19 protein-coding genes are annotated in these 14450 nt (G+C 39.2%); 5 read left to right on the forward strand and 14 right to left on the reverse strand.

Annotated features, from left to right (window positions below; translation table 11 throughout):
- Positions 1-239 (reverse strand): RHS domain-containing protein (locus tag BGI33_RS11165; RefSeq protein ID WP_180298983.1); only part of this gene is annotated, 239 nt, incomplete at its 3' end.
- A 39-nt stretch (positions 240-278) separates the two neighbouring features.
- Here BGI33_RS11165 and BGI33_RS11170 point away from each other — a divergent pair.
- Positions 279-677 carry a hypothetical protein gene (locus tag BGI33_RS11170; RefSeq protein ID WP_144235429.1) on the forward strand — a complete coding sequence of 133 codons (399 nt, stop codon included), beginning with the start codon at positions 279-281 and terminating at the stop codon, positions 675-677.
- Between the two features lie 153 nt (positions 678-830).
- Positions 831-1013 carry a hypothetical protein gene (locus BGI33_RS13900; protein WP_257379545.1) on the forward strand — a complete coding sequence of 61 codons (183 nt, stop codon included), beginning with the start codon at positions 831-833 and terminating at the stop codon, positions 1011-1013.
- A gap of 158 nt (positions 1014-1171) precedes the next feature.
- On the opposite strand, the gene BGI33_RS11180 is transcribed toward BGI33_RS13900, so the two are convergent.
- From BGI33_RS11180 to BGI33_RS14015, 5 genes are all read right to left on the reverse strand, one after another.
- Positions 1172-2878 carry a hypothetical protein gene (locus BGI33_RS11180; RefSeq protein WP_100091280.1) on the reverse strand — a complete coding sequence of 569 codons (1707 nt, stop codon included), beginning with the start codon at positions 2876-2878 and terminating at the stop codon, positions 1172-1174.
- Between the two features lie 88 nt (positions 2879-2966).
- Positions 2967-3578: a hypothetical protein gene (locus BGI33_RS11185; RefSeq protein WP_100091281.1), complete on the reverse strand. Its 612-nt coding sequence runs from the start codon at positions 3576-3578 to the stop codon at positions 2967-2969.
- 12 nt (positions 3579-3590) lie between these two features.
- Positions 3591-4277, reverse strand: a complete 687-nt coding sequence (locus tag BGI33_RS11190) for an RHS repeat-associated core domain-containing protein (RefSeq protein WP_100091282.1) — start codon at positions 4275-4277, stop codon at positions 3591-3593.
- Positions 4278-4534: 257 nt separating this feature from the next.
- Positions 4535-4933, reverse strand: coding sequence for a hypothetical protein (locus tag BGI33_RS11195; RefSeq protein ID WP_100091283.1), 399 nt, complete (start codon positions 4931-4933; stop codon positions 4535-4537).
- A gap of 15 nt (positions 4934-4948) precedes the next feature.
- Complete coding sequence (locus BGI33_RS14015; protein ID WP_180297098.1) at positions 4949-5701, reverse strand: RHS repeat domain-containing protein; 753 nt, start codon at positions 5699-5701, stop codon at positions 4949-4951.
- 60 nt (positions 5702-5761) lie between these two features.
- Here BGI33_RS14015 and BGI33_RS13295 point away from each other — a divergent pair, with 60 nt between their 5' ends.
- Positions 5762-5968 carry a hypothetical protein gene (locus BGI33_RS13295; protein WP_180297097.1) on the forward strand — a complete coding sequence of 69 codons (207 nt, stop codon included), beginning with the start codon at positions 5762-5764 and terminating at the stop codon, positions 5966-5968.
- A 95-nt stretch (positions 5969-6063) separates the two neighbouring features.
- Here the strand turns inward: BGI33_RS13295 and BGI33_RS11205 are convergent, their stop codons facing one another.
- Both BGI33_RS11205 and BGI33_RS13585 read right to left on the reverse strand, forming a co-directional pair.
- The gene (locus BGI33_RS11205; RefSeq protein ID WP_100091285.1) at positions 6064-6900 is read right to left on the reverse strand and encodes an immunity 22 family protein; all 837 of its coding nucleotides are present in this window, start codon (positions 6898-6900) and stop codon (positions 6064-6066) included.
- Between the two features lie 19 nt (positions 6901-6919).
- Complete coding sequence (locus tag BGI33_RS13585) at positions 6920-7741, reverse strand: RHS repeat domain-containing protein (RefSeq protein WP_218965195.1); 822 nt, start codon at positions 7739-7741, stop codon at positions 6920-6922.
- 60 nt (positions 7742-7801) lie between these two features.
- Between BGI33_RS13585 and BGI33_RS13590 the strand changes: the two genes are divergently transcribed.
- A complete protein-coding gene (locus tag BGI33_RS13590; RefSeq protein ID WP_218965196.1) occupies positions 7802-8323 on the forward strand; it encodes a hypothetical protein in 522 nt (173 codons plus the stop codon).
- A gap of 59 nt (positions 8324-8382) precedes the next feature.
- Here BGI33_RS13590 and BGI33_RS11215 read toward each other — a convergent pair whose 3' ends face one another.
- Both BGI33_RS11215 and BGI33_RS11220 read right to left on the reverse strand, forming a co-directional pair.
- Entirely contained in the window at positions 8383-8763 is a 381-nt protein-coding gene (locus BGI33_RS11215) for a hypothetical protein (protein WP_037474199.1), read from the reverse strand.
- Positions 8764-8766: 3 nt separating this feature from the next.
- A complete protein-coding gene (locus BGI33_RS11220; RefSeq protein ID WP_100091287.1) occupies positions 8767-10545 on the reverse strand; it encodes an RHS repeat domain-containing protein in 1779 nt (592 codons plus the stop codon).
- Between the two features lie 102 nt (positions 10546-10647).
- On the opposite strand from BGI33_RS11220, the gene BGI33_RS14400 reads away from it, so the two are divergent.
- Positions 10648-10806: a hypothetical protein gene (locus BGI33_RS14400; protein ID WP_257380450.1), complete on the forward strand. Its 159-nt coding sequence runs from the start codon at positions 10648-10650 to the stop codon at positions 10804-10806.
- A gap of 113 nt (positions 10807-10919) precedes the next feature.
- On the opposite strand, the gene BGI33_RS11230 is transcribed toward BGI33_RS14400, so the two are convergent.
- From BGI33_RS11230 to BGI33_RS11245, 4 genes are all read right to left on the reverse strand, one after another.
- Positions 10920-11300 carry a hypothetical protein gene (locus BGI33_RS11230; protein ID WP_100091288.1) on the reverse strand — a complete coding sequence of 127 codons (381 nt, stop codon included), beginning with the start codon at positions 11298-11300 and terminating at the stop codon, positions 10920-10922.
- A gap of 11 nt (positions 11301-11311) precedes the next feature.
- Positions 11312-11968, reverse strand: coding sequence for an RHS repeat domain-containing protein (locus BGI33_RS11235; protein WP_100091289.1), 657 nt, complete (start codon positions 11966-11968; stop codon positions 11312-11314).
- A gap of 307 nt (positions 11969-12275) precedes the next feature.
- Positions 12276-12680: a hypothetical protein gene (locus BGI33_RS11240; RefSeq protein ID WP_100091290.1), complete on the reverse strand. Its 405-nt coding sequence runs from the start codon at positions 12678-12680 to the stop codon at positions 12276-12278.
- Positions 12674-14450: RHS repeat domain-containing protein (locus BGI33_RS11245; RefSeq protein WP_144235430.1), on the reverse strand; the 1777-nt coding region annotated here is incomplete at its 5' end. The genes BGI33_RS11245 and BGI33_RS11240, both read right to left, overlap by 7 nt.

The raw sequence follows: 14450 nt of genomic DNA on the forward strand, positions 1-14450 counted from the left end.
ATGGGTTCGTGTTCGATTTCATGAATTCGCTTACCCCATAACTGAAAGCTGCATTCCCACAGTATTTTACCGTTTGCATCGGTTAGCTCTTCTGGACAGCCGTTCAGGTCGGTGTGGAAGTAGCGGATATGTTGTTCATGGTTGCCGTCTGTGTCTATACGTGCCAGTGGTTCGTAGCTGTTCTGGTCGGTATAGATATACAGGCTGGTAGGATGATTCGGGCCAGTTTCCTGAATCATTCTTAAGCCGTCCCAGAGGAAGCGGGTACGGTTGTAAGGTTGGCCGTCGCGGTCTATCTGATGCTTTTCGATACGCCGGCCAAGAGCATCGTAGACATAGCCATAACGCTGGCTGCGGCCTGTTTGTTCGATGCGTACTTCGCTCAGGCGGTGTTCAGCGTCGTAGTGGTAGTGCTGGGTGGCGCCGATGCTCTGTTTGATTTGGGTTCTGCCGTGCTCGTCGTAGCGGTAGTGGTGACTTCTGAAATGCAGGAGCTGATTACAGCGAATCAGGTTGTAGTTGCTGTAGTCTTCTCTGTATTTGCTGTCCAGCAGGTTGGCGGCCGCATCGTATTGCAGGGTTTCCCAGTATCTCTGGTTACGGCAGCCTTCGATTCTGCCGGTGTGATCATAGCGGTAATCGGTCTGGCCGTGTTTGCTGTGTCTTTTGCTTACTAATCGGTCGAGGTTGTCGTACTGGTAGCTGCGTTCGATGAGGATATCAGGCAGGATGGGATTCTGATTGCGCCGTATCTGTTTGCGTTGTAGCCGGCTGTTGCGGTCGTATTTGAACTGGGTGTTCAGGCGTCCCTGGGTGCGTAATATTTCGCGGTGCAGGTTGTCGCGTTCGATGTCGCTGATGATGTGGCCGTCGATGTTTATCTGGTGCAGGTGGCCGGAGCCGTAATAGAGGTTGTTGATGGTGCGCCCATCCGGCAGGGTGGTGGCAATGCGGTTGCCCAGTGGGTCGTACTGGCGGGCGGTGGTGCCGTCGGTGGTGTATTTGCCGATTAGGCGGCCGATGGCATCGCGTTTAAAGCGGTGGGTGATTTCGGCACTGCTGCCGGCGGCAAAGTTGATGCCGCTGACGTTATCGAGTGGTTCATAGTCTAAATTCTATTTGCATTCTTCTCAGATATGCTTGCTCTTTTAATAACCTTACTAAATAAAGACTACAGTATTTTTAATTTTTCAGTTAACTCTTTTATACAAGTGCTTGCCAGTTTTTTGTATTCTATAGAAATTTCTCCTGAATACTTCTTATCAACCATTTTTTCAAATTCTTGAAATGTGCCAAAAAAGTCATTCATTTGAATAGCGAATCCATTATTAACCCAACAAGCAAAAATTGTTTGTGAGCTATCTTCGCACTTTTGCGAATAAGCTATATTTTGTACTTTATCTATATCTAAATACAACTTACCACCAACCGATAAGTTTTCAGGCAATACTTTTATTTTTGTGGATTCTAAATTTAAATTACCTCCAATAGATAAATTTTTAGGTAATATTTCAATTTCTGTATTTCTTAAATTTAAATAACCACCAACATATAAGTTTTCTGGCAATTTTTTTATTTTTGAAAACCCTAAATCTAAACTACCATCAATAGAAAAATTTTCAGGTAAAGCTTCAATTTCTGTATCTCTTAAATATAAATCGCCGTGGACAATAAGATTTTTGGGTAATGCTTTAATTTTTGTCGATTCTCCGTTCAAATCGCCGCCGACATATAAGTTTTCAGATAATATATTGATATGGCTGTTTCTTAAATCCAAGTTACCGCCAACAGAAAAATTTTTAGGCAAAGTTTTAATTTTTGTATTTCTTAAATTTAAGTTACCGCCAACAGAAAAGTTTTCAGGTAAAGTTTTAATATTACTATATTTTAAATCCAAATTACCCCTGACTATTAAGCTTTCAGGCAATATTTCGATTTTTGTACTACTTAAATCTAATTCTCCTCCAACAAATAAATTTTCAGGTAATTCTTTTATTTTTTTTGATTTTAATTTTAAATTACCTCTGATAGATAAATTTTTAGGTAATATTTCAATTTCTGTATTTGCTAATTCTAAACTTTCGCCAATAGTAAAATTTTCAGGTAAAAATTTAACTTTTGAGTATTCTAAATATAAACTGCCATTAACAGATATATTTTTAGGTAATACTTCGATATCTGTGTTGCTTAGATTTAAGATATCACCAACAGAAAAGTTTTCAGGTAAAGTTTTAATTTTTGAAGATTCTAAGTTTAAAAAACCTTTAACAAAAAAATTTTCTGGTAGTTTTTCGATTTGTGTAAAGGATAAATCTAAATTACCATTCAGAGATAAATCTTCAGGTAATTCTTTAATTTCGGTAGACTGCAAACATAAATACCCACCAACAGACAAATTTTCTGGTAGAAATTTAATTTTCGAATATTCTAAATATAAATTACCATTAACAGATAGATTTTTAGGCAATATTTCAATTTTTGTATATGCTAAATCCAAATCACCGTTAACTAATAAATTTTCTGGCAATACTTCAATTTTTGTACTTCTTAAATTGAAACTTCCACCAACAGACAAATTCTCGGGTAATACTTTGATCTTCGTATTTCTTAAATTTAAGCTTCCGCCAACAGATAAGTTTTTAGGTAATGACGAAATTTTTGTGTATGCTAAAATTAAATTACCAGCCACGGATAGATTTTCCGGTAATGCTTCGATTTTTATGGATTCTAAATTTAAATCACCTCCCACAAACAAATTTTCAGGCAATACTTTGATATTACTATATCTTAAATCTAAATTACCCTTAACATAAATATTTTTATTTTCTGTACTGTATTTTATATTTTTATCATTTAGAAAATTAAAAAAAGCAATCAAAACTTATCTCCTTCAAATGAGATGATTAATTGTATTGTGGTTATAAAATTCGAATTATATGCTTATCCATAATTAAAACTTGATTCTTTTATGGATATGCTTGTTCTTCATAACCGTTAGGGTGTCTACGAATTATCTTACTTAGCTCACCAGATTTATACTCAAAATCTACTTTCCAATAGGAAATTTCTGGATCGTCATGTTCTTTACATTCCACGTCTATTTCAACTAAAACGTTGTCATTATAAATGTATTCCCAAATAGAGTGCCCATATTTAGCATAATTTACCCAGTAAAGTGGATGCTCTTTTTTATTAATCAATAATGAAATATTTCTAACTTGCTTATCACCACTTTCAAAATAAATTGATTCAATGCAGTTTTCATGGTAAAAGAAGTACTCTCTATTAATGATGTTATCAGCTTGCCCATAGATTTCAGTTAATAAAATTTTATTATCACTATCGAAATAATAAACGTGAGTATATTTAATTACCTTGGGAAGTGCTTTTAATTCTCTTCCTTTTTTGAAACCTGCCTGCTGGAAATCAAAAGGTTTGATATTGATGCTAGGACCTTTAGAAATTTTTTTATATGCATAGCATGACATAACATTTTGAAAATAATCACTCTCTATCTTTGCAGGAGATAGCATAATTTCTTCATATTTTTTCTTAAGAATTTTTAATTCATTAATCATGTTTAATTCACCTTATTCATATTGAAATGTACCGTTTGACAACTCACTAGCAATCTTTTTTAACTCGTTTTTAAAGGCTTCAGGATCGTTTATATCTTTAAGCCTATTATATACATTTTCTGTATATTTCTTTGTATGAACTTTGGAATGAGCAACTGCATCTGTTTTTGCATTAGCTTTTACTTTTGAGGAAGTTGGTAAGTAAACACCATTTTCAGCTGAATTAATGTCTATTCCTAATGATTTCATCTTATTTCTAAGTTCACTCATTAGTTTATCTTTTGTATTAGACATAATAATATGATGAGCCGAATTTTTATATTTTGGCTCTCTATAACCTGCAAACCGCATATTTGCACGTAATTTTTTAGCATCGGATCCACAGCTTAGTCCCCACGGATCAATCCAAGTCAACCCATTAGGCGCATACTGATACAGATTAAAGCCACCCAGCAACCCAATCGGGTCTGGCTGAGTAAATCTACCTATATCCGGATCATAGTACCTGAAAGTATTGTAATGTAAGCCGGTTTCTCTGTCTAAATATTGTCCCTGATATCTGAGGTTTTGCTCTACTGATTCATGTTCGATTTCATGAATCCGTTTCCCCCATAACTGAAAGCTACATTCCCACAGTATTTTACCGTTTGCATCGGTTAACTCTTCCGGACAGCCATTCAGATCGGTGTGGAAGTACATTACCTTCTCTAAGTCATTACCTCTTTACGACAAAGTTCTTTGATAGGAATACCAGCTTCAACTTCTTTTAAAATAGATACGATTTGATGTTCAGTCATCTTTTTCAGGTTAAGATCTTTTATGGGTTAATAGAGAGAATTTTCCAGTTATACTAACTTTAACTAAATCAATATATTTTATTTTCTATAACAAGAGAGTAATAAATATTTGATGGCTGAGAATGGTGGAAAATATATATTCTTCTTAACTTTCAGCAATTATAAAAAAGTAAAACCAAAGAAGTTATTAGGACTTAGGTATATATGCTTTTTATTTTCACCATCCCAATAGTTAATAATCATGTCTGAAAATGGAATACCTTTATAACAAATTGACTCTATTGATATATCTTGTTCTGTTTTGAATAACTGAGAATATATGGACATTAGAGAAAATGTATCATCCTCATCAAGCTCAAACCATTCATCTATAGTTTTTAATTTATCGTATTTAATGATTCCATCTTCAATATATATTTGAAAAATATCATCATGTATAAAAATGTATATTTTTTCATACATTGGATGAAATATAGGAATAGACTTAGTATCAATATATCCACTCACCATTACATCACTTACTGTATTATGTATTAAATCATTAAAGAAATTTTCCATATTTAGTTCTTCCTATTAAGGGAAAAAAATACCAAGATCCATACCTTTGCCCGATTCAATCAGCGTAACAAATTCTTCTGTACCATCAGGTAGTTTTTTAGCAACATATGTCATACCTTCCCCCCTATATATTTCCATTAAGGGTTGACCTTTTTTGAGTGTACCTTGACCTACATGGATTAATTTTCCACTATCTCGCAAAGTTTCAATATCTTTTAAAAATTCAGCTCCTTCATCGACCTTCCATTTTGGATATTTTTTGCCGAAATATCTTTCAAGAATGCCTTTATGTCGAATAAAATGATCTTTAAAGTTTTTACCTGATTTTATACTACAACCACTTAATCCCCACGGATCAATCCAAGTCAACCCATTAGGCGCATACTGATACAGATTCAAACCACCCAGCAGCCCAATCGGGTCTGGCTGGGTAAAGCGTCCTATATCCGGATCATAATACCTGAAAGTATTGTAATGTAAGCCGGTTTCTCTGTCTAAATATTGTCCCTGATATCTGAGGTTTTGCTCTATGGGTTCGTGTTCGATTTCATGAATCCGCTTTCCCCATAACTGAAAGCTGCATTCCCAAAGTATTTTACCGTTTGCATCTGTAAGCTCTTCCGGACAGCCGTTCAGGTCGGTGTGGAAGTACATTACCCTTTCTGGTTCATTACCTCGTTTATCTATTCGCGCCAGTGGTTCGTAGCTGTTCTGGTCGGTATAGATATACAGGCTGGTGGGGTGATTCGGGCCGGTTTCCTGAATCATTCTTAACCCGTCCCACAGGAAGCGGGTACGGTTGTAGGGTTTGCCTTCACGGTCTATCTGATGCTTTTCGATACGCCGGCCAAGGGCATCGTAGACGTAGCCGTAACGCTGGCTGCGGCCTGTTTGTTCGATGCGTACTTCACTCAGGCGGTGTTCGGCGTCGTAGTGGTAGCTGCGTTCGATGAGGATATCAGGCAGGATGGGATTCTGATTGCGTTGTATCTATTTGTGTTGCAGACGGCTGTAATAATTATATTCTTAAAATAGCTTGCAAGATTAATTCAATTAAAAAGCCTGAGCGATAAGACTCAGGCTTGTGTGGTAGATTAGTGTAAAGCTTACCAACTATCTGCATGTTGATATTAAAACTTAAATACGCCTATATATTTAAGTCCGTTATAATCCTCTTTATAAGGTTTTTTAAGCGCTACTTCACTTGCTTTATACCAAACTAAGGCATTGGCTTTAGTTATGCCTAGTTGATGACATTTTTCTATAATATCTTGTCTGCAATCTAATTCGGGAGAGATTAATTTATCAATTAGTTCTCCTACATCAATCTCTTTTTTCAATGGTTTCGGATAACCAATAAAATCTTCGTCATACCAATCATTGCCTACATCTTTACAAAAGCCACAAATTTTATCATCAGGAATATCTAACTCTTCAGGATCATAAACCAGCTCAAAATATTTATTATATTCCTCAGCTGGTTTAAAATTAGTTCCTATCCATAGATATTGATCCGATGAAAGATCTTCAGATCCATATGATGGATATTTAGTATCAGCATTAAATTCACCTATATATTTAAGTCCATTGTAATTTTCTTTATAAGGTTTTTCTATTTGTATATCAAATGACGGGTTATTATTAATATGCCAAAATACTGCATTAGCCGTTGTGATGTCTAATTTAATACATTGTTCATAAATTTTTTTCTTTTCATTTTCATTTACTTCTATTTTATCAATAATTAAATTGATATCCTGAGATGTAGAAAATCTATCGGGTATAATCATGCGATTTGTTACGTAATAAATTTCGCCTATATCAGCACAAAATGAGCATGATGCTATCTTTGATCCAAAAGGTATGTCTTCTTTCATTTGGAAATACTGTTGATATTCTTCATTTAACAAAAAATTATTACCTATCCATAGATGAATAGTAACTTTATTCAAATCAACTTTACTCATGCTAACTACTCCTATTTTATTAACATTTAGATTTATATCTCATATGCTTGTTATGCATTTTATCTATAATGGATCTTGCTTCTGTTTTCGATGTAGCTCCGTTTAATTCTTTTATTAGATCATCATGAAAATATTTACTAGCACTGCTATTATGATGATCTCCTTGAATTAGAACCCCAGTTTTTTTATTTTCAACATCTGTAAAATAAATATCCTTTGTTGGTATGGTCATTGCTTTTAATTCCTGAGCGGTAAAGCCTAAAGATTTAGCCTTCGCAGCTTGACTAACAGGGAACATCTCATGCTTACCGCCACCATTTCTTAATGCCTTTTTTACAGCTTCAGTATTCTGATTGATTTCATCGACTGTTGCATTGTTAAACCAATCATCAAAGCCACCTCTTTTCCATGGAGCCCACCCCCACGGATCCACCCAAGTCAACCCATTAGGCGCATACTGATACAGATTAAACCCACCCAGCAACCCAATCGGGTCTGGCTGGGTAAATCTACCTATATCCGGATCATAGTACCTGAAAGTATTGTAATGTAAGCCGGTTTCTCTGTCTAAATATTGTCCCTGATATCTGAGGTTTTGCTCTACTGATTCGTGTTCGATTTCATGAATCCGTTTTCCCCATAGCTGAAAGCTGCATTCCCACAGTAATTCGCCGTTTTCGTCGGTCAACTCTTCCGGGCAGCCATTCAGGTCGGTGTGGAAGTAGCGGATATGTTGTTCTTGGTTGCCGTCTGTGTCTATCCGTGCCAGTGGTTCGTAGCTGTTCTGGTCTGTATAGATATACAGACTGGTAGGATGATTCGGGCCGGTTTCCTGAATCATTCTTAACCCGTCCCACAGGAAGCGGGTACGGTTGTAGGGTTTGCCGTCGCGGTCTAACTTTTGTTTTTCGATGCGTCTGCCAAGGGCGTCATAGAGGTAGCGGTATCGTTCGGTTTTGTTGAGCTGTTCAATGCGTACTTCGCTCAGGCGGTGTTCAGCATCGTAGTGGTAGTGCTGGGTTGTGCCGATGGTCTGTTTGGTCTGGGTTCTGCCGTGCTCGTCGTAGCGGTAGTGGTGACTTCTGAAATGCAGGAGCTGATTACAGCGAATCAGGTTGTGGTTGCTGTAGTCTTCTCTGTATTTGCTGTCCAGCAGGTTGGCGGCCGCATCGTATTGCAGAGTTTCCCAATATCTCTGGTTGCGGCAGCCTTCGATTCTGCCGGTGCGATCATAGTAGTAATCGGTCTGGCCGTGTTTGCTGTGTCTTTTGCTTACCAGTCGGTCAAGGTTGTCGTACTGGTAGCTGCGTTCGATCAGGATATCAGGCAGGATGGGATTCTGATTGCGCTGTATCTGTTTGCGTTGCAGACGGCTGTTGCGGTCGTATTTGAACTGGGTGTTCAGGCGTCCCTGGGTGCGTAATACTTCGCGGTGCAGGTTGTCGCGATGTATTTACTTCCAATATGCATAGTTAAATAAAACTAAGACTCATATAAATAATATGAATCTTCTGTTAAATATAGAACTTCCTTTTTATTATTAGTCAAAATCGGCGAAATTAGAAATTCTCGCATATCGCCAATATTTATTGATTTTTGAATAAAATTTATTAGCTCACTTTTTGAGACTTTAAACATTTCTCCTTTTATTATTATTTTTTTTCCTTTATAAGAAACTAATTTATGTGCAATATAATATTTTTCCTTTGTGAAAAAAGGAATTAAGTCAGAAAAGGAGGTTGTATATAATAATAAATTTCCTGTATGTATAATATTTAGCATACTCAGAAAAATATCATTTTTCTCAAAGTCTGAAATAATTTCTTTATTAATTAATTGTTTAAATGAATAATTATTTTTCATAATTTAATTTGGAATATCATAAAAAATATGACCATCCGTTCCATTGTTATACCATTTAATATGCGGAGTATCACCAAAACCGCTTTCTGGACTCATGTGTTGTTCGTATCCTTTAGGATATTTAGCCACACCATCAGGTCTAGAACTTTGAGTATGCGCTTTATAACGGTTCATATTTCCTTGAGCTTCTTTTAAAAAAGCTTTAGCATCAGTACTTGATTTAACTTTTACCTGAAATTTATCACCAGCTAACAAGGCTGCCTGTGTATTTTTTATTGCCAATTTCCATTCTTTTGTTCCTCGTTGAATAGGCTTCATTTTAGAGGCAGCCGAATTAAGCTTGCCTTTATAAGCACTAGATCCACAACTCCACCCCCATGGATCCACCCAAGTCAACCCATTAGGCGCATACTGATATAGATTCAATCCGCCAGCTAAACCAATCGGGTCTGGCTGGGTAAAGCGTCCTATATCCGGATCATAATACCTGAAAGTATTGTAATGTAAGCCGGTTTCTCTGTCTAAATATTGTCCCTGATATCTGAGGTTTTGCTCTATGGGTTCGTGTTCGATTTCATGAATTCGCTTACCCCATAACTGAAAGCTGCATTCCCACAGTATTTTACCGTTTGCATCGGTTAGCTCTTCCGGTGCTCCATTCAGATCGGTGTGGAAGTAGCGGATATGTTGTTCATAGTTGCCGTCTGTGTCTATCCGCGCCAGTGGTTCATAGCTGTTCTGATCGGTATAGATATACAGGCTGGTGGGATGATTCGGGCCGGTTTCCTGAATCATTCTTAAGCCGTCCCACAGAAAGCGGGTACGATTGTAAGGTTGGCCGTCGCGGTCTATCTGATGCTTTTCGATACGCCGGCCAAGGGCGTCATAGACATAGCCGTAACGCTGGCTGCGGCCTGTTTGTTCAATGCGTACTTCGCTCAGGCGGTGCTCGGCGTCGTAGTGGTAGTGCTGGGTAGCACCGATGGTCTGTTTGGTCTGAGTTCTGCCGTGCTCGTCGTAGCGGTAGTGGTACCCTCTGAAATGCAGGAGCTGGTTACAGCGAATCAGGTTGTGGTTGCTGTAGTCTTCTCTGTATTTGCTGTCCAGCAGGTTGGCTGCGGCATCGTATTGCAGGGTTTCCCAGTATCTCTGGTTGCGACAGCCTTCGATTCTGCCGGTGCGATCATAGCGGTAATCGGTCTGCCCGTGTTTGCTGTGTTTTTTGCTTACCAATCGGTCGAGGTTGTCGTACTGGTAGCTGCGTTCGAGCAGGATATCAGGCAGGATGGGGTTCTGATTGCGCTGTATCTGTTTGCGTTGCAGACGGCTGTTGCGGTCGTATTTGAACTGGGTGTTCAGGCGTCCCTGAGTGCGTAATACTTCGCGGTGCAGGTTGTCGCGTTCGATGTCGCTGATGATGTGACCGTCGATGTTAATCTGGTGCAGGTGGCCGGAGCCGTAATAGAGGTTGTTGATGGTGCGCCCATCCGGCAGGGTGGTGGCGATGCGGTTGCCCAGTGGGTCGTACTGGTGGCTGAGGGTACCCTGTGCAGTGGTTTCGCTTAGCAGATTACCCAGTAGATCGTAGCTGAAGGTGATGAGGTCGGGTTCAGCTTCAGCAGGCAGACCGGCTTTTTTGTAGCCGACTTTGATAAGGTTGTCGGCTTTGTCATACTGGTAGGCGGTGTTGCCGTCGGTGGTGTATTTGCCGATGAGGCGGCCGATGGCATCGCGTTTGAAGCGGTGGATAATTTCAGCACTACTGCCGGCAGCAAAGTGCACGGCGCTGACGTTATCCAGTGCATCGTAGCTGTATCTCTGTTTACGCCCGTCCAGATCGGTCTGTTCGATCAGGCGGTCGGCTGCATCGTATTGAAACTGGTAGTGTTCGCCATTTTCGTTGATGAGGGTGTTGAGGCGGCCATAGGCGTCGTAGTTAAAGCCGAGTTTGCGTCCGGCCGCATCGATGCGGGTGTGTACCAGTCCGCGCGGGTCGCGCTGGTAGTGGGTGCTGTGGCCGGCAGGGTCGGTATAGGTCAGTAGCTGGCCGGCACTGTTAAATAATATGGAATATATAGCATAATTTTCTATATGATTTTTGTACTAAGTGTGGGATATTTACAATTATCAAATGGAACTATATATATACATTTGAACTATTCTATTCTTTTTTTCAACTTCCTAATTTCAGGTGTCAATGCAAAACAATCCTCTATTGGTTCTCCATCTAATGACCAGTAGCTTATCAAATCTATATATTCTTTATAATTATCGAAAAGAATATTTAATGCCTTGGTAATAATTTCATCACTTGGACTTAATCCAAAAGACAATAAATCGTTAATGACATCAAGAGATAAAATCATTAATTCTTTTTTTTCTTCCGATGAGTATTTATTTTGTAAATAAGCAGAAATATATTTATTTAGCCATTCTTTCGTTCTATATTCATTAGGTAATTCATAAGCCCAATCCTGAGTAAATCGATCACCAAGCGGTAAACCAAGATCATCACATAGTCTTTTATTTTTTTGCATATTTATTCCTATTAATTTGGATACGATGAATTAAATGGAAATGATGTTCGTACCGAACCATCGGGTTTTACAACTACCCTTGCCATATCAGGAAATATTTCTGTCTCATCTGGCAAATAACCCCGACCCTTTATATTTTGGGGCAACGGTACATCATGCACACCAGATCCTTTTTTAGCAACATTAGCAATAAATTCAGCGGCTAATTTATCGTCATCATATTGACCTATTTGATGCCCTTTACTTCTTGCACGATCTTTTAATTGATTAGATTTTACCTTTTGTCCATGATCTGAAAAAGTATGACCATAGGTTGGTTTACTTTTTGGGTTGCCCCATTTAAAATTTCCACAACTCCACCCCCACGGATCAATCCAAGTCAACCCATTAGGCGCATACTGGTACAGATTCAAACCACCCAGCAGCCCAATCGAGTCCGGCTGGGTAAAGCGTCCTATATCCGGATCATAGTACCTGAAAGTATTGTAATGTAAGCCGGTTTCCCTGTCTAAATATTGTCCCTGATATCTGAGGTTTTGTTCTACCGATTCGTGTTCGATTTCATGAATCCGTTTTCCCCATAGCTGAAAGCTACATTCCCAGAGTAATTCGCCGTTTGCATCGGTTAACTCTTCCGGGCAGCCGTTCAGGTCGGTGTGGAAGTACATTACCCTTTCTGGGTCATTACCTCTTTTATCTATCCGCGCCAGTGGTTCGTAGCTGAAAGCGATAATATCGGGTCGGGTTTTAGGGGGAGTCCGGTTTTTTTACAGCCGATTTTGCGCTAAATCTCATCTTTTCGAGCAAGGTTCATTAACTTGTGAATCTTAGAAATTCTAAAACCAAAAGGTTATTTTCTTAAAATCAAAAGACTTAAACGTAATTTACGTTTTATAAATGCTTTTATTAGCTGTCAGAATAAAGATTGATAAGCGATAATTTTCCCAGCTTTATTAAAATAATACTATTACTTAATTAGATATAGCAATTGATATGTTCATTAATGCATGATGATAACATTGGAAATATGTCATCAAAAATATTCATATTAAAATCATCAAATTTATCATGATAGTTAATAATATTATCTATGCCATAATTTGAATAAACTGAACAAGTTAAAAAAATAATATCATCTTCTATTTTTATATTTACTATATCATTTTCAAAGATGCTACTATTCTGTCGAATGTTTTGATCTATCAATTCAAGTCTTAGCCAAATCAATTTTTTTATAACGTTAGTGTTAACGTTACTATATAACCAATTTAACCCAATATGTTCAAAAATTTTTGATTGTAATATTATTCCAAGATGATTAATTTTTGAGGATAGTAGTGATAATATTTCTAATTCCTTTTTATTTGTAGTAATTAACATTTCACAGCTCCTTTGACATTTTTGCTTAATACATGTGCATCACCACCTTTATTCCAATTTTTAAGCGCTTCTAACATTGTCATGTTTTTAGATTTTAAATAACTATCTGAAGGCATGATGCTAACATGGCCTTTTGGTGAGTCTAATACTGCAATAAGATTTTCTCCAAGTTTTGATATATTAATTTCTGCAACTTGTGCAAACATGGGTTTACCATTTCTCATTAATCCTCTAATACCTTCGCCATCTAAAAAAGTTGAGAATCCAGGCATTTTTCCTGTTTTTTCAAACATGTTTATGTCTCTTAATGAAGGAGAGAATAGGTTGGTTTCAGGCATGCCGCGGAAGACCGACCCATTTGTTAACTTCTCAGGAGTAAAGTCAGTTAACCCTAAAGGATCAATCCAAGTCAACCCATTAGGCGCATACTGATACAGATTAAACCCACCCAGCAGCCCAATCGGGTCAGGCTGGGTAAATCTACCTATATCTGGATCATAATACCTGAAAGTATTGTAATGTAAGCCTGTTTCTCTGTCTAAATATTGTCCCTGATATCTGAGGTTTTGCTCTATGGGTTCGTGCTCAATTTCATGAATCCGTTTACCCCATAACTGAAAGCTACATTCCCAAAGTATTTTACCGTTTGCATCGGTTAGTTCTTCTGGGCAGCCATTCAGGTCGGTGTGGAAGTAGCGAATATGTTGTTCTTGGTTGCCGTCTGTGTCTATCCGCGCCAGTGGTTCATAGCTGTTCTGGTCGGTATAGATATACAGGCTGGTAGGGTGATTCGAGCCGGTTTCCTGAATCATTCTTAACCCGTCCCACAGGAAGCGGGTACGGTTGTAGGGTTGGCCTTCGCGGTCTATTTGATGCTTTTCGATACGCCGGCCAAGGGCGTCATAGACATAGCCGTAACGCTGGCTGCGGCCTGTTTGTTCAATGCGTACTTCGCTCAGGCGGTGCTCGGCGTCGTAGTGGTAGTGCTGGGTAGCACCGATGGTCTGTTTGGTCTGGGTTCGGCCGTGCTCATCATAGCGGTAGTGGTGCCCTCTGAAATGCAGGAGCTGGTTACAGCGAATCAGGTTGTGGTTGCTGTAGTCCTCTCTGTATTTGCTGTCCAGCAGGTTGGCGGCGGCATCGTATTGCAGGGTTTCCCAGTATCTCTGGTTACGGCAGCCTTCGATTCTGCCGGTGTGATCATAGCGGTAATCGGTCTGGCCGTGTTTGCTGTGTTTTTTGCTTACTAATCGGTCGAGGTTGTCGTACTGGTAGCTGCGTTCGATGAGGATATCAGGCAGGATGGGATTCTGATTGCGCCGTATCTGTTTGTGTTGCAGACGGCTGTTGCGGTCGTATTTGAACTGGGTGTTCAGGCGTCCCTGAGTGCGTAATACTTCGCGGTGCAGGTTGTCGCGTTCGATGTCGCTGATGATGTGGCCATCGATGTTTATCTGGTGCAGGTGGCCGGAGCCGTAATAGAGGTTGTTGAGGGTGCGCCCATCCGGCAGGGTGGTGGCGATGCGGTTGCCCAGTGGGTCGTACTGGTGGCTGAGGGTACCCTGTGCAGTGGTTTCGCTTAGCAGATTACCCAGTAGATCGTAGCTGAAGGTGATGAGGTCGGGTTCAGCTTCAGCAGGCAGGCCGGCTTTTTTGTAGCCGACTTTGATAAGGTTGTCGGCTTTGTCATACTGGTAGGCGGTGTTGCCGTCGGTGGTGTATTTGCCGATGAGGCGGCCGATGGCATCGCGTTTGAAGCGGTGGATAATT

The sequence above is a fragment of the Snodgrassella alvi genome (assembly GCF_002777425.1).
Taxonomy (GTDB): Bacteria; Pseudomonadota; Gammaproteobacteria; order Burkholderiales; family Neisseriaceae; genus Snodgrassella; species Snodgrassella alvi_B.

Bases quoted from the DNA above. Each gene is read 5' to 3' on its own strand.
- BGI33_RS11185 (WP_100091281.1), bottom strand. From the start codon at position 3,578: ATGATTAATGAATTAAAAATTCTTAAGAAAAAATATGAAGAAATTATG.
- BGI33_RS11190 (WP_100091282.1), bottom strand. From the start codon at position 4,277: ATGTACTTCCACACCGATCTGAATGGCTGTCCGGAAGAGTTAACCGAT.
- BGI33_RS11195 (WP_100091283.1), bottom strand. From the start codon at position 4,933: ATGGAAAATTTCTTTAATGATTTAATACATAATACAGTAAGTGATGTA.
- BGI33_RS14015 (WP_180297098.1), bottom strand. From the start codon at position 5,701: ATGATTCAGGAAACCGGCCCGAATCACCCCACCAGCCTGTATATCTAT.
- BGI33_RS13295 (WP_180297097.1), top strand. From the start codon at position 5,762: ATGCTTTTCGATACGCCGGCCAAGGGCATCGTAGACGTAGCCGTAACG.
- BGI33_RS11205 (WP_100091285.1), bottom strand. From the start codon at position 6,900: ATGAGTAAAGTTGATTTGAATAAAGTTACTATTCATCTATGGATAGGT.
- BGI33_RS13585 (WP_218965195.1), bottom strand. From the start codon at position 7,741: ATGATTCAGGAAACCGGCCCGAATCATCCTACCAGTCTGTATATCTAT.
- BGI33_RS11215 (WP_037474199.1), bottom strand. From the start codon at position 8,763: ATGAAAAATAATTATTCATTTAAACAATTAATTAATAAAGAAATTATT.
- BGI33_RS11230 (WP_100091288.1), bottom strand. From the start codon at position 11,300: ATGCAAAAAAATAAAAGACTATGTGATGATCTTGGTTTACCGCTTGGT.
- BGI33_RS11235 (WP_100091289.1), bottom strand. From the start codon at position 11,968: ATGTACTTCCACACCGACCTGAACGGCTGCCCGGAAGAGTTAACCGAT.
- BGI33_RS11240 (WP_100091290.1), bottom strand. From the start codon at position 12,680: ATGTTAATTACTACAAATAAAAAGGAATTAGAAATATTATCACTACTA.